Source organism: Peteryoungia wuzhouensis, from assembly GCF_003205195.1.
GTDB lineage: Bacteria > Pseudomonadota > Alphaproteobacteria > Rhizobiales > Rhizobiaceae > Allorhizobium > Allorhizobium wuzhouense.
Genome location: NZ_QJRY01000001.1, coordinates 635,162 through 658,006, shown reverse-complemented (window position 1 = coordinate 658,006; position 22,845 = coordinate 635,162). Strand labels below are relative to the sequence as shown.

Annotated in this window: 17 protein-coding genes and 1 riboswitch; of the genes, 10 read left to right on the top strand and 7 right to left on the bottom strand. The window is 62.4% G+C overall.

What is annotated here, in order from left to right; all coding sequences use genetic code 11:
• Window positions 1-8 precede the first annotated feature (8 nt).
• Entirely contained in the window at window positions 9-3,122 is a 3,114-nt protein-coding gene (locus tag DMY87_RS03375; RefSeq protein ID WP_110789848.1) for a multidrug efflux RND transporter permease subunit, read from the top strand.
• 72 nt (window positions 3,123-3,194) lie between these two features.
• On the opposite strand, the gene ribB is transcribed toward DMY87_RS03375, so the two are convergent.
• The 5 genes from ribB to DMY87_RS03350 form a co-directional block, all read right to left on the bottom strand.
• Window positions 3,195-3,833: a 3,4-dihydroxy-2-butanone-4-phosphate synthase gene (gene ribB, locus DMY87_RS03370; RefSeq protein ID WP_110789847.1), complete on the bottom strand. Its 639-nt coding sequence runs from the start codon at window positions 3,831-3,833 to the stop codon at window positions 3,195-3,197.
• Between the two features lie 115 nt (window positions 3,834-3,948).
• A riboswitch (FMN riboswitch) is annotated at window positions 3,949-4,093 on the bottom strand.
• Between the two features lie 158 nt (window positions 4,094-4,251).
• Entirely contained in the window at window positions 4,252-5,040 is a 789-nt protein-coding gene (locus DMY87_RS03365) for an SDR family oxidoreductase (protein WP_110789846.1), read from the bottom strand.
• Between the two features lie 18 nt (window positions 5,041-5,058).
• Entirely contained in the window at window positions 5,059-6,552 is a 1,494-nt protein-coding gene (locus DMY87_RS03360; RefSeq protein WP_110789845.1) for a sugar ABC transporter ATP-binding protein, read from the bottom strand.
• Between the two features lie 21 nt (window positions 6,553-6,573).
• Window positions 6,574-7,509, bottom strand: coding sequence for a substrate-binding domain-containing protein (locus DMY87_RS03355; protein WP_110789844.1), 936 nt, complete (start codon window positions 7,507-7,509; stop codon window positions 6,574-6,576).
• Between the two features lie 118 nt (window positions 7,510-7,627).
• A complete protein-coding gene (locus tag DMY87_RS03350; RefSeq protein ID WP_110789843.1) occupies window positions 7,628-8,602 on the bottom strand; it encodes an ABC transporter permease in 975 nt (324 codons plus the stop codon).
• 202 nt (window positions 8,603-8,804) lie between these two features.
• Here DMY87_RS03350 and DMY87_RS03345 point away from each other — a divergent pair, with 202 nt between their 5' ends.
• The 5 genes from DMY87_RS03345 to DMY87_RS03325 all read left to right on the top strand — a co-directional run bounded on the left by DMY87_RS03345 (window position 8,805) and on the right by DMY87_RS03325 (window position 13,933).
• Window positions 8,805-9,614, top strand: coding sequence for a transketolase (locus DMY87_RS03345; protein WP_165826131.1), 810 nt, complete (start codon window positions 8,805-8,807; stop codon window positions 9,612-9,614).
• Window positions 9,614-10,582, top strand: coding sequence for a transketolase family protein (locus tag DMY87_RS03340; protein ID WP_110789842.1), 969 nt, complete (start codon window positions 9,614-9,616; stop codon window positions 10,580-10,582). Before DMY87_RS03345 ends, DMY87_RS03340 begins: the two co-directional genes overlap by 1 nt.
• A gap of 70 nt (window positions 10,583-10,652) precedes the next feature.
• Entirely contained in the window at window positions 10,653-12,122 is a 1,470-nt protein-coding gene (locus DMY87_RS03335; RefSeq protein WP_110789841.1) for an FGGY family carbohydrate kinase, read from the top strand.
• Window positions 12,123-12,144: 22 nt separating this feature from the next.
• The gene (locus tag DMY87_RS03330) at window positions 12,145-13,095 is read left to right on the top strand and encodes a sugar-binding transcriptional regulator (RefSeq protein WP_110789840.1); all 951 of its coding nucleotides are present in this window, start codon (window positions 12,145-12,147) and stop codon (window positions 13,093-13,095) included.
• Window positions 13,096-13,147: 52 nt separating this feature from the next.
• Entirely contained in the window at window positions 13,148-13,933 is a 786-nt protein-coding gene (locus DMY87_RS03325) for an SDR family NAD(P)-dependent oxidoreductase (RefSeq protein WP_110789839.1), read from the top strand.
• Window positions 13,934-14,249: 316 nt separating this feature from the next.
• Here the strand turns inward: DMY87_RS03325 and DMY87_RS03320 are convergent, their stop codons facing one another.
• Together DMY87_RS03320 and DMY87_RS03315 are read right to left on the bottom strand one after the other, a co-directional pair.
• Window positions 14,250-16,373, bottom strand: a complete 2,124-nt coding sequence (locus tag DMY87_RS03320; RefSeq protein ID WP_110789838.1) for a sensor histidine kinase — start codon at window positions 16,371-16,373, stop codon at window positions 14,250-14,252.
• Window positions 16,370-17,110, bottom strand: coding sequence for a response regulator transcription factor (locus DMY87_RS03315; protein WP_110789837.1), 741 nt, complete (start codon window positions 17,108-17,110; stop codon window positions 16,370-16,372). The genes DMY87_RS03320 and DMY87_RS03315 overlap by 4 nt, the downstream gene beginning before the upstream one ends.
• A 248-nt stretch (window positions 17,111-17,358) precedes the next feature.
• Here DMY87_RS03315 and DMY87_RS03310 point away from each other — a divergent pair, with 248 nt between their 5' ends.
• The 4 genes from DMY87_RS03310 to DMY87_RS03295 all read left to right on the top strand — a co-directional run bounded on the left by DMY87_RS03310 (window position 17,359) and on the right by DMY87_RS03295 (window position 22,836).
• Window positions 17,359-18,345, top strand: coding sequence for an ABC transporter substrate-binding protein (locus DMY87_RS03310; RefSeq protein WP_165826156.1), 987 nt, complete (start codon window positions 17,359-17,361; stop codon window positions 18,343-18,345).
• Between the two features lie 105 nt (window positions 18,346-18,450).
• The gene (locus DMY87_RS03305) at window positions 18,451-19,476 is read left to right on the top strand and encodes an ABC transporter substrate-binding protein (RefSeq protein ID WP_110789836.1); all 1,026 of its coding nucleotides are present in this window, start codon (window positions 18,451-18,453) and stop codon (window positions 19,474-19,476) included.
• A gap of 73 nt (window positions 19,477-19,549) precedes the next feature.
• A complete protein-coding gene (locus tag DMY87_RS03300) occupies window positions 19,550-21,781 on the top strand; it encodes an ABC transporter permease (RefSeq protein WP_110789835.1) in 2,232 nt (743 codons plus the stop codon).
• Window positions 21,778-22,836 carry an ABC transporter ATP-binding protein gene (locus DMY87_RS03295; protein ID WP_110789834.1) on the top strand — a complete coding sequence of 353 codons (1,059 nt, stop codon included), beginning with the start codon at window positions 21,778-21,780 and terminating at the stop codon, window positions 22,834-22,836. Before DMY87_RS03300 ends, DMY87_RS03295 begins: the two co-directional genes overlap by 4 nt.
• Window positions 22,837-22,845: the final 9 nt, after the last annotated feature.

Sequence of the window (22,845 nt, the reverse complement as noted above, 5' to 3'; positions counted from 1 at the left end):
GATTGACGATGCCGCAGTTTTTTATCGACAGACCGGTTTTCGCCTGGGTCATCGCGATCTTGATCGTGGTCGCGGGGCTTTTTTCCATTCCACAGCTTCCGGTATCGCGGTTCCCCGTCATCGCGCCGCCCAGCGTGTCGATTACCGCCACCTATACCGGTGCCACGCCCCAGGTGATCAACGACAGCGTCACCAGCGTGATCGAGCGCGAGATTTCCAGCGTCAAGAATGTCCTCTATTTCGACTCGTCCGCCGACTCGTCCGGATCGGCCAGCATAACCGTGACCTTCAAGCCGGGAACCGATCCGGAACTGGCGCAGGTGGATATTCAGAACCAGTTGAAGGCGGTGGAACCCCGTTTGCCCGAACAGGTGCGCCGCGCCGGCCTGAGTGTTGAATCCGCATCCTCCGGCTTCCTGATGATCGTGTCCTTGAAGTCGAAGGACGGGGCGATCAATGCCCTGTCGCTGGACGACTACCTCGCTCGCAACATCGCGCCGGAACTCAAGCGTATTTCTGGCGTGGGGCGTGTCCAGTCCTTCGGTTCGGAAGCGGCGATGCGTATCTGGATCGATCCCGCGCGGCTGCTGGATCATTCGATTTCGCTCTCCGAAGTCACACAGGCGATCCAGGCGCAGAACATTCAGGTTGCGGCCGGACGCGTGGGCGATGCCCCGGCGGTTCCCGGACAAAAAGTCAGCGTGCCGTTGAATGTGAAAGGTCAGTTGCAGACCCCTGAGGAGTTCGCACAGGTCATTCTCCGGTCGAGCCCGGACGGCTCCCGCCTGACCTTGGGCGATGTCGCCAAGATCGAGATCGGGTCACAAGCGTCGAGCTTTTCCATTCTCGACGGCGGCAAGCCGGCGACTGCGGCGGCCATTCAGCTGGCGCCCGGTGCAAACGCCGTCACCACATCGAGCGGGGTGCGTGCGCGTCTGGCCGAACTTGCCCGCTCCATGCCGGCCGGACTTGACTATGCCATCTCCTATGACACCGCACCTTTCGTGAAGATTTCGATCCAGAAGGTGGCACAGACCCTGGGCGAGGCCATGATCCTCGTCTTTCTGATCATGCTGCTGTTCCTGCAGAACATTCGCTACACCCTCATTCCCGCCATCGTCGCGCCGATCGCGCTGCTCGGCACATTTTCCGTGATGCTGGCGATCGGTTACTCGATCAATGCCTTGACCATGTTTGGCATGGTCCTCGCGATCGGCATCATTGTCGACGATGCCATCGTGGTCGTCGAGAATGTGGAAAGGCTGATGAGCACTGAAGGCCTGTCGCCGAAAGAGGCGACACGCAAGGCCATGCGGGAGATCAGCGGCGCGGTGATCGGCATCACGCTCGTCCTGACCGCCGTGTTCCTTCCCATGGGGCTGGCATCTGGCTCAGTCGGCGCGATCTACCGTCAGTTCACGGTCTCGATGGCGGTGTCGATCCTGTTTTCGGCCTTCCTGGCACTGACCCTGACGCCAGCGCTCTGCGCAAGCCTGCTGAAGCCTCTCAGCCCGGATCACCATTCGCGAAAGGGCTTCTTCGCAGCGTTCAATCGCGGCTTCGACCGGCTGACACTGGGCTATGCCGACTGGGTGGCTGTCCTAGTGCGAAAGACCGGCCGAACGATGTTGGTCTATCTGGCGATTCTCGGCGCAGTCGCTTTCGGATACAGCACTTTGGCGACCACGTTCGTTCCGGAGGAAGACCAGGGGTCATTCATGACCTCCTTCACCTTGCCGGCCGAGGCGACGGCGGAGCGCACCCGTGCGGTGGTGAACCTCTTTGAGGAGCATGTGCGCAGCCGTCCGGATATTGCCAACAATCTCACCATCATGGGGTTCGGTTTTTCGGGCTCCGGGCCGAACACGGCCATGTCTTTCACGACCCTGGCCGACTGGCACCAGCGCGAGACCACGGTGGATGAGGAACTGACTGCGGTGTCGTCAGCCATGGGCGCTGCGCGTGAGGGCCAGATCTTCAGTCTGAAGCCACCGGCGATCGATGAACTCGGGACGACATCAGGGTTTTCGCTGAGGCTTCAGGATCGCTCCAATCATGGAGAGAAGGCATTGGCAGCGGCTGCCGAGCAGTTGACACAGATGGCGGGGGCAAACAGCTTGCTGAACGACGTCCGTGTCGATGGCCTTCCCAGTGGTCCGAGCGTCACCCTGAACGTCGATCGCCAGAAGGCAAGTGCGCTCGGCGTCTCCTATTCCACGATCAGCGACACGCTGAGCGGCGCCGTGGGCTCGACCTATGTGAACGACTTCCCGCGCGACGGACGGCTGCAGCAGGTCATCGTCCAGGCGGAACCGGCAAGCCGGATGCAGGTCGACGACATCCTGGCACTTCACGTCCGAGGTGAGACGGGCAGGATGGTCCGTCTGTCGGAAATCGTCACGCCGGAGTGGTCGACGATTCCGCTTCAGGTCACCCGCTACAACGGCTACCTCTCGGCAAGCATCTCAGGTTCCGCCGCACAGGGCGTCTCCAGCGGTAAGGCGATGGATGAAATCGAGCGGCTGGCAGCCTCTCTTCCCGAGGGCTTCGCCGTCGAATGGACGGGTCAGTCGCTGCAGGAACGCCAATCCGGCGCACAGGCCCCAATGCTGATGGCCCTGTCCTTCTTCGTCGTCTTCCTGGTGCTGGCAGCCCTTTACGAAAGTTGGACCGTACCGCTTGCGGTCATGCTCGTCGTGCCGCTCGGCATCATCGGTGCCGTGATCGCGGTTCATCTGCGAGGCCTTGAGAACGATGTCTTCTTCAAGGTCGGCCTGATCACGCTGATTGGCCTGTCCGCGAAGAATGCAGTCCTCATCGTGGAATTTGCCCGCAAACGCCAGATGGATGGCCAGAGCCTTGCCGACGCCATCGTCGAAGCGGCGAGACTGCGCCTGCGTCCCATCGTGATGACATCGCTCGCGTTCACCTTGGGCGTGGTACCCTTGGTGATCGCAAGAGGCGCAAGCTCCGAAACCCAAAATGCCATTGGAACCGGGCTCTTTGGCGGAATGATCTCCGGCACGATTCTGGCCGTGGTGTTCGTCCCGGTCTTCTACGTCGTCGTCGCACGGTTTGGCCGCCGTCATGGGCGGCAGAAGGTGGCAAGCAACGAGGCCTGAGCCGGCCCGCCGACGAGTTGCAGCCAGCAATCGATCTCTCGACTTGGCTGAACCTCGTCGGCGGACACCTGTTCAGGCCGCAACAGAAGTGCGAGACGCATCCCTGCCGCTCGCCCTGTAACGGATGAGATCCTCGATCGAGATCAACGGCAGTCCGTGCAGCTTGCTGAACTCGATCAGGTCGGGCAGGCGTGCCATGGTGCCGTCGTCGTTTGCGACTTCGCAGATGACGCCGGAGGGGTTGGCGCCGATCAGGCGGGCCAGATCGACGGCAGCTTCCGTATGGCCTGGACGGCCCAGGACACCCTCCGGATGGGCACGCAACGGGAAGATATGCCCCGGTCGTGCGAAGTCCGCCGGCTTTGAAGTCTCGTCCATCAAGGCGCGCACGGTCGCCGCGCGATCGGCCGCAGAGATCCCCGTCGTTGTTCCGTGAATGTAGTCGACCGAAACGGTGAAGGCCGTTTTCAGATATTCGGTATTGTTCGGGACCATCAGCGGGATGTCGAGTGCATCCAGTCTTTCGCCTTCCATGGCGATGCAGACCAGCCCCCGGGCATGCTTCATCATGAAGGCGATGCTTTCGGGCGTCACGTGATCGGAGGCAACGATGATGTCGCCTTCGTTCTCGCGGTCCTCGTCGTCGACGACCACGACCATGCCCCCACGCGCGAGGGTCTCCAATGCGTCTTCAATTTTCGAAAGTGTCATTCCATTGCCTTTCAAGGGTAACCGCATCTGCGGTCAAAAAACGACCTCGCGGTCGCCATCCATCCCTTGGGCGAACACAGCAGACACGCCTCCCCAGGCGGGGAGCCGCAACAGCCGATGCTCTCTTTCATCCGGACTCTAACCGTCGGCTCCGGCATCGCACCGGATCTGCTGCCTTTCACCGAGGTGAAAGCGCTCGCGGGCTCCCGGCAAAGCCGGATACCGCCGGTGGGGAATTTCACCCCGCCCTGAGAACCCGTCTAAGGTAGGGGATCGGACGCCCGCTTTTCAAGCCCAAACTGCGCAACGGCGGCAAAATTGGCAATCTTGTCGCCCGGTGATCAGAGGGCGTCGCGAAACAAAAAAGCACGGTGCTCGCGCACCGTGCAGGCTTGGGAGGCCTAGTATCGATGGATGGTCACCAGCAGCAGAAGCCGCCATCGACCAAAAGGTCGACGCCCGTGACGAAGCTGGAGGCGCCGGAAAGCAGAAAGACAGCCGGGCCGACCATTTCATCGACATTTGCCATGCGTTGCATCGGCGTCTGCTCCTCGAACAGTTTCGTCTGATGCACCATTTCAGGCCGCGTGTTCATCGGCGTTGCCGTGTAGCCGGGGCTGATCGTGTTCACCCGAATGCCGCGTCCGACCCACTCCATCGCCATGGACTTCGTCATGTGGATGACGCCGGCCTTGGAGGCGTTGTAGTGGCACTGGTTCAGACCACGATTGACGATCACGCCCGACATCGAGGCGATGTTGACGATCGAGCCACGGCCGTTCTTCAGCATGGCACGCGCTTCCGCCTGGCAGGAGAGGAAGACACCCTTCAGATTGATGTCCATCATCGTCTGGAACTGGCTTTCCTCCATCTCCTCCGCCGGATTGGCATTGGCGATGCCGGCGGCGTTGACGGCGAGCGTCAGCGGCCCGAGTTCGGCCTCTGTCCGCGCGACCGCGTCGTTCAGAGCAGAGGACTGGGTGACGTCTGCGGCAATTTCGATGCTGCGGCGTCCGGCCGCCTGCACGTGCCGCGCGGTCGTCGCCAGTCCGTCATCGGTGCGCCGGTCGAGAAGTGCGACATCCGCTCCGCACTGAGCAAGCCCGATCGCGATCCGCTGGCCGATGCCGCTGCCGGCCCCGGTCACCAGGGCAACATTGCCCGAGAGATCGAAGAGTTTCGGGGCGTTCAAAGTCATGTCCGACATGGGTCGTTCTCCTAGAAATCAGATGGTGGCGAGTTCCATGACCGACACGTCGTTCGCATCGGCGCGGTCGAGGATCCCGGCCTGTTTTCCCTGCGCCATCACCATGATCCGGTTGGAGACGCCGAGCACCTCTTCCAGATCGGAACTGACGACAATGACGGCGATGCCCTGGCGGGCGAGGTCCATGATGGTGTCGTAGATCGACGAGCGCGCGCCGACATCGATGCCGCGAGTCGGCTCGTCGAGCACCACGACCTTCGGGTTGCGTGCCAGCCACTTGGCGAGAACCACCTTCTGCTGGTTGCCGCCCGAAAGCTCGCCGGCATTCTGCTCGCCGCGGCCTTTGACACCGAATTTCTTGATGGAGTTGTCGGCAAACGCCCGGAGACGTTTCGATGTGATCCATCCGGTCTTCGAAACGGCGTCGAAGTTGGCGTAGCCGATGTTTTCCGTGATCGAATGCTCGAGGACGAGGCCCTGCAGCTTCCGGTCTTCCGGCACGAGAACCACCCCGTTGCGGATCGCATCCCGGGGAGAGCGCGGCGTGATCACCTTGCCGTCGAGCACCACGTCGCCGGAAGCGATGGGGTCCGCGCCGGTGATCGCCCGCACGAGTTCGGTGCGGCCTGCACCCACGAGGCCCGCAATCCCGAACACTTCGCCGCGCTTCACCGCGAAATCGATGTTCCGGAACGTGCCCGATGGCGAGGAAAGCCCGCGGACTTCGAGCATCACCGCGTCGGCCGGCACAGGGACGGCAGGGAACATGCGGTCGAGCGAGCGGCCGACCATGGCCTCGACGATCGTGCGGACCGGCACGTCGCCACTGTCGAATTCCTGCACCTTGGCGCCGTCGCGCATGACCACGATACGGTCGGCGATCTGGCGGATTTCCTCCAGACGGTGGGAGATGTAGATGATGCCGACGCCATCGGCCTTCAGCCTCTCGATCTGCCGGAACAGGAGCTGTGTTTCCTCGCCACCCAGCGCTGCCGTCGGTTCGTCGAGGATCAGCAGTCGCGCATTCAGCGTCATCGCCTTGGCGATTTCGATCAGCTGCTGTTTGGCAGTCGAAAGACCTTCGACCAGTCGGCGAGGGGAGACGTCGAGACCGAGCCTCTGCAGGCCGGCATAGGCGCGCTCTTCCATGGCCTGCCGATCGATGCGCCCACCCTTCTTGAGATAGCGGCCGACGAAGACATTCTCGGCGATCGACAATTGCGGCAGAAGCTTCAGCTCCTGATGGATCATCCCGACGCCTGCGTCCATGGCGTCGCGTGGGGTGGCCGGCGCGTAAGGTTCGCCGAGCCATGTCATGGTGCCGGAGGTCTGCTGCACGGCGCCGGAAATGATCCTGGACAGGGTCGATTTCCCGGCGCCGTTTTCACCCAGCAGCGCCACGACTTCACCCGCTCTCACATCAAGGTCGATGCCGTGCAGGACCTCGAGCGATCCGTAGACCTTGCGGATCTGCCGGAGCGAGAGGATGGGAGGGAGGTCATTGGCAGTCATGGCGCTGTCTTCCGGATGGGATCAGGGATGCTCGGCGACGAACTTCGCAGCATTCTCCGGCGTCGTCAGGAAGCCCGGAAGCAGCTGTTCGGCCGGGAGCTTTTCGCCGGCAGCAAGCTTGATCGCGCTGTCCACGGCCAGACGGCCGATGCCGCGAACCTGCTGGGTTGCGGTGGCGTCGAAGCCGCCTTCTGCGAGGATCGGCAGCGCGGTCGTGTCGCCGTCGAAGCCGCCGACGTAAACGCGCTGCGAAACGCCGGAGACCTTGACCGCCTGAGCGGCGCCGAGGGCCAGACCATCAGCCTGGGCGAAGATCAGCGAAACATCAGGGTTTGCCTGCAGCAGGTTCTGGCCGATGTTCAGGCCTTCGGCCTGCGACCACTGCTCGCTCCACTGTTCTGCGACCAGTTCGACGCCGGAATTTTCACCGATCGCCTTCATGCAGCCCTTAGTGCGCTCGACTTCCGGGGTCGTGCCCTTCTGGCCGTGGATCATGATCATCTTGCCCTTGCCGCCGGCAAGGCCGATGATGTGCTTGCAGACTTCGTAGGCCGAAGTCGCATTGTCGGTGGCGATGAAGGTATCACCGGGAGCCTCGTCGGCGTTGCGGTCGACGTTGACCACCGGAATGCCGGCTTCCTTGGCAAGACGCGTCGGAACGGCGGCAGCGGCCGCACCGGCCGGGATATAGATGAAGGCGTCGATATCCTGCGTCAGGAGGTCCTGAACCTGGCTGACCTGGGTCGCGCTGTCGTTCTTGGCGTCGACGGTGATGACCTCGATGCCCTTCTCCTTGGCATAGGCTTCGACGCCGATCTTGATCTGGTTGAAGTAGTCGGCCTGCAGGTTCGAGACGGCGAGCCCGATCTTCTTCACTTCTTCGGCGGATGCGCCGAGCGGATTGAGGGCAGTCGTCGCCAGGGCTGCTGCGACCAGAAGCATGCTCTTGAATTTCATGGTAGATCTCCTCCGTTGTTTCGGGACCCCGCTACCATCGCAGGACCGAAGTTTTGCCTGGCATTCGCCCGGCGGTGAACTGGCGGCTAGGCCGCCAAACTGATCCGCTCCCGAAGCGTCACTTCCGTTTGATGGCTTCGGCGGCGACTGCGAGTGCGATGACGACGCCGATGACGACGGCCTGCGTGAAGGGCGAGACACCGAGAAGGTTCAACCCGTTGCGCAAGACGCCGATGATGAGGACGCCGATGATGGTTCCGAGAATGCCGCCCTTGCCACCGCTGAGACTCGTCCCGCCGATGACGACGGCCGCAATCGTGTCGAGTTCATAGGAGACACCGGCGGTCGGCTGGACCGAGTCCAGCCGCATGGCGAGCACGACGCCGGCAAGACCGGCGAGCAGGCCGGACATGACATAGACGCCGACCGTGTAGAGATTGACCTGGATCCCGGCGAGACGGGCAACCTCCTGGTTGCCACCGATTGCATAGAGCGTGCGGCCGCCGGAGGTGTAGCGCAGATAGATCCAGCCGAGCACGAAGACCACGAGCATGACCGCCACCGTGAGCGTCAGGAACCCGCCGAAGCGTGTGTAGGCGAGCAGGCTGAACCAGGAGGGGAACCCGACGATCTGCTGGCCGTCCGTGATCATGTTCGCAAGGCCACGCGCGACCGACATCATCGCAAGCGTGGCAATGAAGGCGGGCACGCCGAGCGCCGTGATCAGCAGGCCGGAGATCGCACCTGTCGCGGCCGCAACGCATAGCGCGAGCAGGATGCCAACCGGCAGCGGCAGACCCACCTGATTGGCCAGATAGCCCATCACCATCATCGTGAGCGCCAGCACAGAGCCGACGGCAAGATCAATCCCGCCGATCAGGATCACCATCGTCATGCCGACCGCCATGATCCCGAGGACCGTGATCTGGTCGAGAATGTTGAGCAGGTTGCGCGCCGACATGAATTTGTCGGTGGCAAACGAAAGGAAGATGCACAGGAGGATGAGCCCGATCAATGGACCGGTCGTCCCCTTCAAAGCCGACAAAGCGCTCGCTCCCGCACTTCGCTCCTGGTCTGTCGCAGAAACCGACATCCAATCCTCCCATTCTGACCATCTCTGTCGAGTTGGCATAAATATTCATTGCTGTGTGTAAATTCGTACCGCAGGCTTCTGGGGGCTGTCAACTGCCGAGATAGCCGCATCGGATAGATTTAATTCCCGACAGATGGCTTGACACATGCTTCGCTCGTGCAATTATATAAGTGACGGTATATTTATTCACAACGAGGTTTCCATGCAGCCGAATGATCTCGACCGCATTGCGAGGCAGATACGCCTTCGCGATGTACAGGCGGTTTACGAAGCGGGCGCTGGCCACATTGGTGGCGAGATGTCGGCGATCGACATCCTGACGGCGCTGTATTTTCAGGTTCTGAGGATCTGGCCCGATCAGCCGAAGCATCCCGAACGCGACCGTTTCGTGCTGTCGAAGGGCCATGTGGCTCTGGCCTTCTACGTGACGCTGGCCAAGCGTGGCTTCTTCCCGGAAGAGGAGATCTCCACCTTCCTGAAGCCCCATTCGCGCCTCAACGGGCATCCGAACTGCAACAAGGTCCCCGGTGTTGAAACCAACACGGGACCTCTCGGCCATGGTCTGCCCGTTTCGGTTGGCATGGCGAAGGCTGCGAAGTTGACCGGTGCCGCCTATCACACCTATGTGCTCACCGGTGACGGCGAGATGCAGGAAGGCTCCAACTGGGAAGCGATTTCATCGGCCGCCCAGTTTGGTCTCGGCAACCTGACCCTGATCATCGATCACAACCGGTTCCAGCAGGGTGCGGCGCTCAGCGATACGAACAACCTGGCGCCCTTCGGCTCCAAGCTGAAGGCCTTCGGCTGGGATGTCACGGAGATCAACGGCAACGTCATGGCCGAAATCGTTCCGGCCCTGCAGCATCGTTCCGATCGCCCCCATTGCATCGTCGCCCACACCAACAAGGGCCATGGCATTTCCTTCATGCAGGACAAGGTGGATTGGCATCACAAGGTGCCGAATGCCGAACAATACAAGATCGCCCTGGCCGAACTCTCGGAGGTGCTGTGATGAATGCCGTGACCATGAGCGAAAAATTGCATGACTGCCGCGACGCCTTCGTCTCGGTGCTTGAGCGCCTCGGCGCCGAAAATTCCAAGATCGTCGCCGTCTGCAACGACTCCGTCGGCTCCTCCAAGCTCGGCGGCTTCAAGTCCAAATGGCCGGACCGTCTGGTGAATGTCGGCATTGCCGAACAGAACATGGTCGGCGTCGGTGCCGGCCTCGCTAATGGCGGCCTCTTGCCCTTCGTCTGCGGCGCATCCTGCTTCCTGACCGGGCGTTCGCTCGAACAGGTCAAGGCCGACATCGCCTATTCGAACGCCAATGTGAAGCTCGTCGGCATCTCCTCGGGCATGGCCTATGGCGAGCTCGGCCCGACCCATCACTCGATCGAGGATTTTGCCTGGATGCGGGTGCTGCCCAACCTGCCGGTGATTGCACCCTGCGACTCCATTGAAACGGCTGCCGCGGTCGAATGGGCCGCGCGCTACGAAGGCCCTGTATTCCTCCGCCTGTCGCGCGTCGGCGTGCCGGACCTGCTGCCATCGGGCCATGTCTTCGAACCGGGCAAGGCGAACCTCCTGCGCGACGGCGATGCCGTGACGCTGATCGCCAACGGCACCTTGACGCATCGCGCCATGAAGGCGGCTGCCATCCTGTCTGCTCGCGGCATCGAAGCACGCGTCCTCAACATGGCGACCGTGCGTCCCATCGATGTGGACAGCATCGTGGCCGCCGCACGTGACACAGGTGCAATCCTGACGGCCGAAGAGCATTCGGTCTATGGTGGTCTTGGCTCCGCTGTGGCCGAAGTCGTCGTCGCGGAAGCGCCCGTGCCGATGAAGATCCTCGGTGTGCCCGGTATCTTCGCGCCAACAGGCTCGGCCGAGTTCCTGCTCGACGAATTCGGCATGGCACCGGAGGCCATGGCGAATGCGGCAGAGGAACTGCTGGCGCGCAAGAGCGGCCGCGGCTAACGGCTGTAGAACCCACGTCTGGATGCCGCCGATCACGTCGCGGCGGCATCTTTCAGCATCCGGAGCCGACATGACCACCGCCATCCTCGCCATCGACCAGGGAACCACGAATTCGAAGGCCGTGCTTGTCTCGGCCGACGGCGAGATCCTTGCCCGTGGCTCGTCACCCGTCGGCATTTCGCACCCGCAGCCGGGCTGGGTCGAGCAGGATCCCAGGCGTGTCTGGCAGTCCGTGCTGGAGGCGATCGCAGCATGCCTGGCCGCCGCACCGACCGTGACCATGGCCGCGATCGCCATATCAAACCAGCGTGAATCCGTGACGATCTGGGATGGCGAGACCGGAGAACCGCTCGGACCCGTCGTCAGCTGGCAATGCCGTCGTAGCGCGCCGGTCTGCGCCGAGCTCAATGCATCAGGTCACTCCGGCAGGGTCGAGGCATTGACGGGTCTGCCCATCGATCCGATGTTCCCCGGACCCAAGATGAAATGGCTGCTCGACCGTGCGCCGTCCGGCCGTCCGCTGCGCCTCGGCACGATCGATTCCTGGCTCATTCATTGCTTCACCGGCGGCAAGGTGCATGCCTGCGACGCCTCAAACGCCGCACGAAGCCAGCTTCTCGATCTGAATGCCAGGGCTTGGAGCGACGAACTCTGCGATCTCTTCGGCGTGCCGAAGGCCTTTCTCCCCGAGGTCCGCGACAGTGCCTCCCGCTTCGGAGAGACGCTGGGTGTGCCCGGCTTGCCCGACGGCATCCCGATAGCGGCCGCGATTGGCGACAGCCACGCGGCTCTCTTCGGCCACGGTGCCTTTGCTCCCGGCGACGGCAAGGTCACCTTCGGGACCGGTTCGTCGATCATGACGACCCTGCCGCATTTCATCGCGCCGCAAAACGGCATCACAACGACGATCGCCTGGTCGCTCGGTGGGAAACCGACCTATGCCTTCGAGGGCAATATCCTCGTCTCCGCCGCCTCGCTGCCCTGGATGGTGGACATCCTCGGCCTGCCCGACGTCCAGGCCCTGATCGATCTCGCCGAGACAGCCGAGCCGCAAGGTCCCGGCTTCGTCCCGGCTTTCGTCGGCCTCGGCGCGCCCTATTGGCAGGCGGATGCGCGCGCGCTTTTCTCGGGTATCACCTTCAACACGACGCGGGCACAGATGGCCCGGGCCGTCACGGATTCGATTGCCTTCCAGGTACACGACGTGTTCAAGGCCATGGCCGCCCAGTCGCCGACCTCGCTCGGCCGGCTCTTCGTCGACGGTGGCCCGAGCAAGAACGCGTTCCTGATGCAGTGTGTGGCCGACATGCTTGCGCATCCTGTCATCCAGTGCGACGCGGCAGAAGCCTCGGCCCTCGGTGCCGCCTATCTCGCCGGCCTGACGCTTGGCCTGTGGCCGGATCTGGAGGCCATCCGGGCCCTGCCGCGTAAGACCGCAGTTTTGAAACCCGGCTCGTCCGATACCGCGTCGCGTCTCGCCACATGGCAGGACGCAATCTTCCGCTCGACCGTTCCCGTGACTTCATCTATGGGTGAATAAAAATTCACCCACCGGAGGGACCATGGGACGCCTCAACGAGCTTCGACTTATCGCCCGCGTCGCGCAGATGTACCACGCGGAGGGCAAGCGCCAGGCAGAGATCGCCGAGATCATGCACATGTCGCAGGCCACCGTGTCCCGGATGTTGAAACGCGCCGAGATGGAGGGGATCGTGCGCACCACGATCATTCCGCCGCCGGGGACCTTCGCCGATCTCGAAACCGCACTTCGCGAACGTTACGGCCTGACCGAGGCGATCGTCATCGACTGTTCGGAAGATCGCGACGGCGCGATCATGGCGCGCATCGGCGAAGCGGCGGCCCATTTCGTCGAAGTCACCCTGCAGCAGGACGAGATCATCGGTGTGTCCAGCTGGAGCCAGACGCTCCTGCGCATGGTCGACAACATTCATCCGCTGAAGACCGGCCGCGCCAAATACATCGTGCAGATCCTGGGCGGCATGGGCGAGGCTTCGGTGCAGACACATGCCACCCAGCTGACCGCGCGACTGGCCAAGCTGACCGGCGGCGAGCCGCGCCTGCTGCTCGTCCAGGGCATCACCTCCTCACGCGAAGCCAAGCTCGTGATGCTCGCAGACCCCGTGGTCCGTGGCACCATGGATCTCTTTGGCCGCCTGACGCTCGCGATCATCGGTATCGGCGCGGTCGAACCGTCCGAACTCCTGGCCCGCTCCGGCAACGTTTTCTCGCGCCAGGAAATGGCGATGCTGCATGATGCGGGGGCCGTCGGCGAAATCTCGTTCCGCTTCTACGATCGAGACGGCAAGCCGGTGGAAACCCCGCTCAACGAGCGCGTCATTGGAATTTCGCTCGAGGATCTGCGCAAGGCGGACCGGGTGATTGCACTTGCGGGTGGCGAATCGAAGACGGAGGCCATCGCCGGCGCTCTCAGGATGGGCATCATCGACGTGCTCGTCACGGACAAATTTACCGCGGCGCGACTGACGGCCTGATCTCCATTGCGGAGCGGACTGTCGGATCGGCTGCCTATTGGAGGAGTAGACCATGCAGCGTTTTTCCGGACAGACCGTATTCGTCACGGGCGGCAACAAGGGGATCGGCCTCGGGATTGCCCGCCGTTTCGCCGAAGAGGGAGCCAAGGTTGCGATTGCCGCAATCGAGGCCGATACCGGCGAGGTGGGCCGGCGGCTCGCTGAGGATACGGGTGCAGACGTGCTCGGGCTACAGCTCGACGTCACGAACGCCTCCGCCGTCCGCGAGGCTTACAGGGAGGCCGAAGCGCGCCTCGGTCCGCTCAGCGTCTCTGTCCAGAATGCCGGCGTCATCACCATCGCCAAGGTCGAGGATCTGAGCGAGCGCGAATGGGATCTGAATCTCGACGTCAACACGAAGGGCGTCTTCCTGTGCTGCCAGGAGGCAATCGCGCGGTTCCGGGCCAGTGGCACGAAGGGGCGCCTGATCAACACGGCATCCGGCCAGGCCCGCCAGGGCTTCGTCTATACGCCCCACTATGCGGCATCCAAATTCGGCGTCGTCGGCCTGACCCAGAGCCTTGCCAAGGAACTTGCCAAGGAAGGCATCACGGTCAACGCCATTTGCCCGGGCATCATCCACACCGAAATGTGGGACTACAACGACCGCGTCTGGGGCAAGATGCTGGGTGACTATGGCCCAGGTGAGCTGATGGCCGAATGGGTCGAAGGCATCCCGATGGGCCGCGCCGGGACGCCCGCCGAAGTCGCAGCTCTCGTTGCCTTCCTGGCCTCGTCCGATGCAGCCTACATCACCGGGCAGACCATCAATGTCGATGGCGGACTGATCATGTCGTGATGCGCCCAGCGTTCGCAACACGGTGAGGCTTCCGGAATCTTCGGCCAAAACAGACAAAAGGCCGGACGACATCTCGGGCATGGGATGCCGAGTGCTGCCTGCGCCGGTCGCAGATGGCCGGCGTCGCGCCAGCTCTCCGTTTGAAGATCTTCGCCAATCGTCCTTGTCGTCCACGAACAGGGCCATGGCGAAGATCGCCAGTCCGGGCCGGAAGTCAGCGGCAATGATGCCCGCTGGTGGTTGTGCAATTTGTGTGATGCTGAGTTGAATGGCGCGGGCGACAGGCGTTCGAAAGTTCGCTCGGATCCGCCCCCGTTCAGCCCGTTGCGGCCTCATATGCAGCTTCCACCGCAGGGAAACAAAGCTCCACGCGCGTTCCTTCCCCCAGCCTGGAGGTGATCCTGACTTCGCCGCCAGACTGGCGGACGAACCCGTAGACCATCGCGAGCCCGAGGCCGGACCCTCCGGTTTTCGACCGTGTGGTGAAATAGGGTTCCATCGCCTGGTCAAGGACCTCAGGCGACATGCCGACACCGTGGTCGATCACAGCAATGGTCACCGTGTCGGCCTCCCCGCGCGCCTCAACGCGCACCACTCCGCCGTCCGGCATGGCCGCCGATGCGTTGAGGCAAAGGTTGAGTATCGATTGCTCCAGCAGCGCAGGATCGAGGCTGACGGTTGGCAGACTGGCTGCAAGGTAAAGGTCCAGTCGATTGCGGGCGCCTATCGCCATTTCCAGGACATCAGCCATGCCTTGAAGAATCGTCGCAACCTCGATCGATGCCGGGCGAATCTGCTGCTGGCTGCCGACGGACAGCATGCTGGAGGCGAGCGCCCGCCCACGCTCTGCGGCCTTGCGGATCCGCCCGAGGTGGCGCTTCTGCCGTTCTGTGAAACCAGGTTCGCGCTCAAGCAAACCCAGGCTGCCGGTGATGATGCCGATCATGTTGCCGACCTCGTGGCTGACCTGATGCGTCATGCGCATCACCACGTCCAGGCGCTGGGCGCGGGCCGCTTCCATCTCCTGGCGATCCATGGCCGTCACGTCACGGGCAAGCAGGACCACACCGCCGTCGGGTTGCCGTGATGCAGATATCTCGACCACCTGGTCGTCGACAAACCGGTGCCGCAGCACCTGACGCTCAACAAGCGAGCCCCTCTCGTTTTCCGTTGGCATGATCAGAGGATCGATCTCCGGAACTGTTCCGACGAAACGGCGCAGCGACATTTTTCGAGACGATCCTGTCTGCCGCATCAATTCGATGATGCGGCGGTTCATGGTGATCGGTCGGCCTGCGGGATCGAAGAGGGCGATGCCTTCGTTCATCGTCCGGAACGTCGACCGGATTGTCCGTGCAGCCGCTTCGGCCGTGCGTCTGAGGCGGGACACACGATCTACGCTCTCCTTGAAAGCGCGGAAGGCGTCGAGCAAACGGATCAGTTCCGTTTCAGTCCCCCCATAGACCGGCGGCCCTACATTTTCCTCTCCGCGCGCCAGAGCATTCATGCCGCGCGAGAGGTCGCCAATGCCGTGGGAGACGCGCATGACGGAACGGATGGATAGAACCGCCAAGATGACGACGACGAAGGTCGCAAGCGCGATCATGACAAGCAACTGGCGCAGCGCGCTTGAGGTGGCTTCGAGATTCTGATTGAGCGCGCTGGCAACCAAGGCGCTCTGGGTTTCTGTTGCATGTGAGAGGTCGCGCGACACGGTGTGCAGGCGCGAGACGGAAGCGCGGATGGTGAACATCTCCAAGAGGTAACGTGTCTGTGCCTCGAAGATCCTTCGATATGGATCGAGCTGTTCGGGAGAAACCCGCAGGTTGGGGCCTGGCACCAGCATTCGCACAGTCGTCTCGGCGACGAAGCGGCGTTGGAGTTCGCCAAGCTGAAAGAGACTGTCCGATGTCGATGCAGATTGCGCGATGCCATTCAGGCGCTGCCGAAGATCCTGATCCTGGATCGCGCGCGCCGTGGCTATTTCGCCGAGCGCGACGGCCGCTTCCGCCTTGTGTTCTTGGGCGGCATCAGCATTGGCCGCAAGGGCCAATGTCTGCGCCTCGATATCTTCCAGGAGTTCGATGATCCTGCGTGCACCAGCGCCTTGCATGGCCCCGCCCTGCTGATCCGGTGCCATTGTCTCCAGCAGTGTCTCCACCTGCGCAACGACGGCGCGGCTTTCGCTCGAAACACGGTAGGGAGACGTGGCATTCATCAGGAACGGTGCGCTGGAAACGAGATCGGAGACTTGTCTCGACACGAGCGAGGCTTTCGCGAGGCTCGAAAAGGCCTGGACGCTGTAGGCCGACATTTCGCTGCGTGCTCTCTGCAAACCATAGATGGCGACCGTAGAGAGGAGCAGGACGGAGACGCAGATGAAGGCGATTGCGAAGGGCAATCGAAAGGCAATGGAAGAGAGGAACGCGCGGTTGATCACGGCAACGATCCAGCATCGTCGGTGTGCAGCACATATCCCTTGCCTCGTCGGGTCTGGATATGGCTGGGAAGGTCCGGGTTTCGCTCGATCTTGCGTCTCAGCCGCAGCACCAGAACATCGACGTTGCGATCGACGAAACGGTCGGAGTCGGCCCCCATCCGGTCGAGAATTTGGGCGCGGCTGACAGGCGTGTTCGGGGTTTCCGCAAGGATTTCCAGCAAGGCGAATTCGGCTGCCGTCAGCGTCTTCGTCGGATCGGCCAGGCAGACGGCACGTCGCTGCGCGAGATCCACGGCCCATTCGCCGAGCCTGAGCGCCGTCGGCGTCTGTTCGCGCTCGCTCTCCCTGTCGTGGCGCAGCTGCGGGTGGGTGCGTCGGAGAACCGCCTTGATCCGTGCGGTGAGTTCGTTCGGTTCGAACGGTTTGACCACATAGTCGTCGGCCGCCGTCTCCAGCCCCAGCACCCGATCGGTCGCGCTCCCTGCAGCCGTCACCATGACGATGCCGACATCGGTCTGCGCCCTCAAACGCTGCGCGAAGGCCCGTCCCGAGAGCCCCGGCAGATTGTGGTCGACCAGAACCAGTTGAACCGTCTCATGCTGCAAGCGCTCCTGCGCCGATTCTGCCGAGACGGCTGTTACCGGTATCCAGCCCTCTGCCTCGATCAGGTCACAGATAAGCTCCGCCATATCCGGATCGTCTTCGACGATCAGAATTTTCACCTTCTGGTTCAACACGTTGCAGTCCTCCCGCCCGGATCATAACCGTGCAAGGCAAAATCACCAAAGACTTGCTGGTTATCGCCAAAGTCACAATTGTAATAATTGAAATCTCTGCAATTGACGGGCTCACCATCGTGAAAGATCGGTAACCATTCTCCGGTTGCCAGCCCTGCTCGATACGGACATGCTTCCTCCATTGGAACGGGGAGGTTCCAAGGGAGGACGCAGTGAAGTTATTGACCGCCATCGGAGTAGGGGTACTCGTGACCTTCGCCACGGCTACGGGGTCCCAGGCAGCTGTCGCGCTGAACATTCTCTGCGGCGTTGACGAAGTCTGGTGCGCCGCCATGGAGAAGACCTATGAGGCAAAGACCGGCCTCGAGGTCAACATGCCCCGCATGAGCACCGGCGAAATCCTCGACCGCGTCCGGGCTGAAAAGAATGCGCCGACAGTTGATGTCTGGTGGGGAGGGACTGGCGTCACGCATCTTCAGGCGGCCTATGAAGGGTTGCTCGAGCCTTACCGGCCGAAACTCGAAGCGGACCTCCTGCCGTGGGCACGAAACTTCTTCTCTTTGTCCGGCGGCAAGTCGGTCGGCCTCTATGCTGGCGCGCTCGGGTTCGCGTATAACGAGGAGCTTCTCTCGGCTGCAGGGTTGCCCGCGCCCAATTGCTGGAAGGATCTCGCCAAGCCGATCTACCGCGGCCATATCCTGTCCGGTAATCCGCATTCCTCCGGCACGGCGTTCACGACCCTTGTCACACTGGTGCAGCTCCTCGGCGAAGACGAGGCTTTTGCCTATATGCGGGAGCTCGGCCGGAATATCACCGAATACACCAAGGCCGGTGCCGAGCCGGTCAAGGCCGCGGGCCGGGGAGAGATCACCATCGGCATCTCTTTCATGCACGACGCCGTCACCCAGAAGGAGGCGGGAGCTCCTCTCGTGATCGTCGCGCCTTGCGAGGGCACCGGCTATGAAATCGGAGCGGTAAGCATCGTCAAGGGCAGCCGCAATCTGGAGGAAGCGCGTCGGTTCGTCGATTTTGCGCTGAGCCCCGAAGGACAGGCAACCGGCGCTGCGGCAGGCCAGAATCAGGTGCCATCCAACGCCAGAGCCATGCTGCCGACAGCCGCTCCCGACATCTCGATGATCAAGATGGTGGACTATGATTTCGCCACCTTCGGTTCACCCGAACAGCGAAGTCGGCTCTTGAGCCGCTTCGACAGCGAGATCAACCCGACGAACTGATCTTTCACGACCGGACCTTGCCTGACACTGCGTCTCACCGGCGCTGCCGCCGAAGGCTTGTCCAGATTCCCCGATCCATCAGACGCAATCAACAGGAGGATACCCATGCGACTGACAGTGCTTTCCACCCTTTTTCTCGCCACGACGAGCCTTGGTGCAGGCTCGGCGCTCGCCGCCGGCGACCTCAATCTCATCTGCGCGGCAGACGTCGTCATCTGCGAGCAGATGAAGAGCGACTTCGAGAAGGACCATGATATCAAGGTCAACATGGTGCGCATGTCGTCGGGCGAGGCTTATGCCAAGATCCGCGCCGAAGCCCGCAATCCGAAGACTGACCTTTGGTGGGCAGGCACCGGCGACCCCCATCTTCAGGCCGCGTCCGAGGGGCTGACGGAAGAATACAAATCGCCGATGCTGGAGCAGTTGCAGGATTGGGCGAAGAACCAGGCCGAAAGCTCAGGCTTCAGAACCGTTGGCGTCTATGCCGGTGCACTCGGCTGGGGTTACAACATCGATATCTTCAAGCAGAAGGGTTACAAGGAGCCGGTCTGCTGGGCCGACCTTCTGGCACCGGAACTGAAGGGCGAAATCCAGATCGCCAACCCGAATTCCTCTGGTACCGCCTATACGGCGCTTGCCTCGCTGGTGCAGATCATGGGCGAAGACAAAGCCTTCGAGTATCTGAAGGCACTCAATGCCAACGTCTCGCAATACACCAAGTCCGGTTCCGCACCGGTGAAGGCCGCCGCCCGCGGCGAGACCGGCCTCGGCATCGTCTTCATGCATGATGCCGTCGCCCAGACCGCCGAAGGCTTCCCCGTCAAGTCGATCGCCCCCTGCGAAGGGACAGGCTACGAGATCGGCTCCATGTCGATCGTCAAGGGCGCCCGCAACATGGAGAACGCCAAGACCTGGTACGACTGGTCCTTGAAGCCGGAAGTCCAGTCTCGCATGAAGGATGCCAAGTCCTTCCAGCTGCCCTCGAACAAGAGCGCCGAAATTCCGAAGGAAGCGCCGCGGTTCGAGGACATCAAGCTGATCGACTACGACTTCAAGACCTATGGCGATCCGGAAAAGCGCAAGGCGCTGCTCGAGCGCTGGGATCGTGAAATCGGCGCCGTCGCGAACTGACGCTGCGTCCTTCCGGCCGGCGGTCTGAGACTGCCGGCCTCCTCTCATCTTTGCATTCCCAATGAGGTCGACCATGAGACATGGCAACCGCAGACTGGACCTGTTGCTGGCGTTTGGCGCAGCCTCCTTCCTTCTGCTTCCCTGGTATCGGCAGGAGTCCGGCTTTTTCGGTCTGAACTGGCTGGGCGAGTTTCCGTTTTCCGCGGAACCCGCGCCAGGGATCTTGCAGCTCTTCGCCCATGGTCGCCTCTGGCTGCTCGGTGTTGTCGTCTTCTTCGGCCTCGGCGTCGCCGCGCGGTTCATGGCGGACCCGATGCGGCGCGGCGCGTTTTTTGCGGCGTCTGGCGCGGCGGGTCTCGTCTATCTCTGCCTGCAGGGGGTGGCGATCGGGTTTTCGGGCTGGACCTGGGGGCTCAGTGAGAGCCTCTTCGGAGCGCTCTCCGACGGACAGCCCGCCATGGGCGCCGGCGCCATCTGCCTGGCGATCTCCTTCGTTCTGATGTTCGCCTTTGGCCTCGTCGAGCGCGGTGTGATGAAGGGCGATGCATTCGTGGTCGGCTCGATTTCGATGCTGGTCTTCCTCGTCTTCGTTTTTGTGTTCTACCCGATCGGCAGCATGCTTGTCGCTGCGGTGCAGGATTTCGACGGTTCGTTCAAGCCCGATGGCTTCATCCGCAATCTTCAGGATCCGAGCATCTGGAGCCTGAGCTGCGTGATCGGCGACGGCCGCTGCGGCGTTGCCTGGCGCACGTTCACGCTTGCCATCATGACGGCATCCGCCTCCACTCTGCTGGGTCTCGCCTTCGCGCTGGTCGCCACCCGCACCCGCTTCCCCTTCAAGAAGGGCCTGCGCCTTCTCACTGTCCTGCCGATCATCACGCCGCCTTTCGTCATCGGTCTCGCGCTCGTTCTGCTGTTCGGTCGCGCCGGCGTCGTCACCGAGACACTGTCCAGCCTGTTCGGCATCGAGCCCGGTCGCTGGCTATATGGCCTGACCGGCATCTGGATTGCGCAGGTCCTGTCCTTCACACCCATCTCCTTCCTCGTGCTGATCGGCGTCGTCGAGGGCGTCAGTCCATCGATGGAAGAGGCGTCACAGACGCTGCGCGCCGATCGCTGGCGCACCTTCTGGCGCGTGTCGCTGCCGCTGATGAAGCCGGGTCTTGCCAATGCATTCCTCATCGGTTTCATCGAAAGCATGGCCGATTTCGGCAATCCGCTGGTGCTCGGCGGCAGCAATGGCGTGCTCTCGACCGAAATCTTCTTCGCCGTCGTCGGCTCGCAGAACGATCCTTCGCGGGCCGCCGTGCTCGCGCTTGTGCTGCTCTTCTTCACGCTGTCGGCCTTCCTTGCCCAGCGCGTCTGGCTCTCCGGCAAGAACTTTGCGACCGTTACCGGCAAGGGTGACAGTGGTGCGCATATCGCCTTGCCGCGCGGCGTCTCCATCGGCGTGCATGCCATCGTCATTCCGTGGATGATCTTCACCGTCGTCGTCTACGGCATGATCCTCGTGGGCGGCTTCGTCACCACCTGGGGCCTCGACAACACGCTGACGCTCAGCCACTACGCACGTGCCTTCTCCGTGAGCTTTGAGAACGGCTCGATCGCCTGGACGGGTGTCGCCTGGAATTCCTTCTGGACGACGATGGAGATCTCGCTCATCTCCGCGCCGCTGACCGCTGCCGTCGGCTTGCTGACCGCCTATATCATTGTCAGGCAGAAGTTTGCCGGCCGGAACCTGTTCGAGTTCGCTCTGATGATGAGCTTCGCCATTCCCGGCACGGTCATCGGCGTCAGCTACATCATGGCCTTCAACCTGCCGCCGCTCGAAATGACCGGCTCGGCCCTGATCCTCATTGCCTGCTTCGTCTTCCGCAACATGCCGGTCGGCGTGCGTGGTGGGATCGCGGCGATGAGCCAGCTCGACAAGAGCCTCGACGAAGCCTCGCTGACGCTCAGAGCGGACAGCTTCCGCACGGTGCGCAAGATCATCCTGCCGCTGCTGCGGCCGGCGATCACGGCGGCGCTGGTCTACTCCTTCGTGCGCGCCATCACCTCCATCAGCGCCGTCATCTTCCTCGTCAGCGCCGAACACAACATGGCGACCTCCTACATCGTCGGCCTTGTCGAAAACGGCGAATACGGCGTGGCGATCGCCTACTCCTCGATGCTGATCCTCGTGATGATCACCGTCATCGCCGGCTTCCAGCTCCTTGTCGGCGAACGCAAGCTGCGCCGCGAAAATCGTGTTGCCGGTCTCGGCAGCAACAGTCCCGTTCCTCTCGGTCAGGAGAAAACCGCATGATCACCGTCAAAGCCGGATCCGTTACCTTCCAGAACGTCCGCAAGACCTTCGGCGCCTTCACCGCCATCCATGATCTTTCGCTCACCATTGAACCCGGCACCTTGGTGACCCTGCTGGGGCCTTCCGGCTGCGGCAAGACGACGACACTGCGCATGCTGGCCGGGCTCGAACATCCGACGTCGGGAAAGATCCTGATCGGTGGCAAGGATGTGACCATGCTGCCGGCCAACGAACGCGACGTCTCGATGGTCTTCCAGTCCTACGCGCTTTTTCCGCATATGACGTCTCTCGAGAATGTCGCCTACGGCCTGCAATCTTCCGGGCTGGGTAAAAAGGAGGCGCGTGAGAAAGCAGAAGAGGGCCTGAAGCTCGTCGGTCTCGCCGGCATGGGACACCGCTTGCCGGCAGAACTTTCCGGCGGGCAGCAGCAACGCGTTGCCGTGGCGCGGGCGCTGGTGCTCGAGCCGCAGGTCCTGCTTCTCGACGAGCCGCTTTCGAACCTCGATGCGCGCTTGCGTCGCCGCGTCCGCACGGAAATCCGCGATCTCCAGCAGCGTCTGGGCTTTACCGCCGTCTATGTCACCCATGACCAGGACGAAGCTCTGGCCGTCTCCGACCGGATCATCGTGATGAAGGACGGCGAGATTGCCCAGTCGGGTGCACCGCGCGAGATCTACGAGGCGCCGGCCTCGCCATTCATTGCAGACTTCATGGGGGAGGCGAACGTGCTGCCTTGCGAGGTGGTGCAATCGGATGCCGGCGAGGTTCTGGTCCGGGTCAGCAATGTCGAACATCGCCTGCGCTCCGGGGCAGGGCGGGGTCCCGCCAAGCTGGCTGTCAGACCCGGTGCCATCCGGATCGGTGGTGCGGGCGCGGAGGGACTGAAAGGCCGTGTCCTGCACTCCGCCTATCTCGGCGGTCATGTCGAATATGAAGTCGAGACCGATGTCGGGACGCTCTTCGTCATCGACCATGATGTCGATCATGCCCATGCCGCCGCAAGCGACGTCACACTGGCGTTCAAGAACCGTGGCATTGCCGTCATCAGCGGCTGAGAGCCTGCA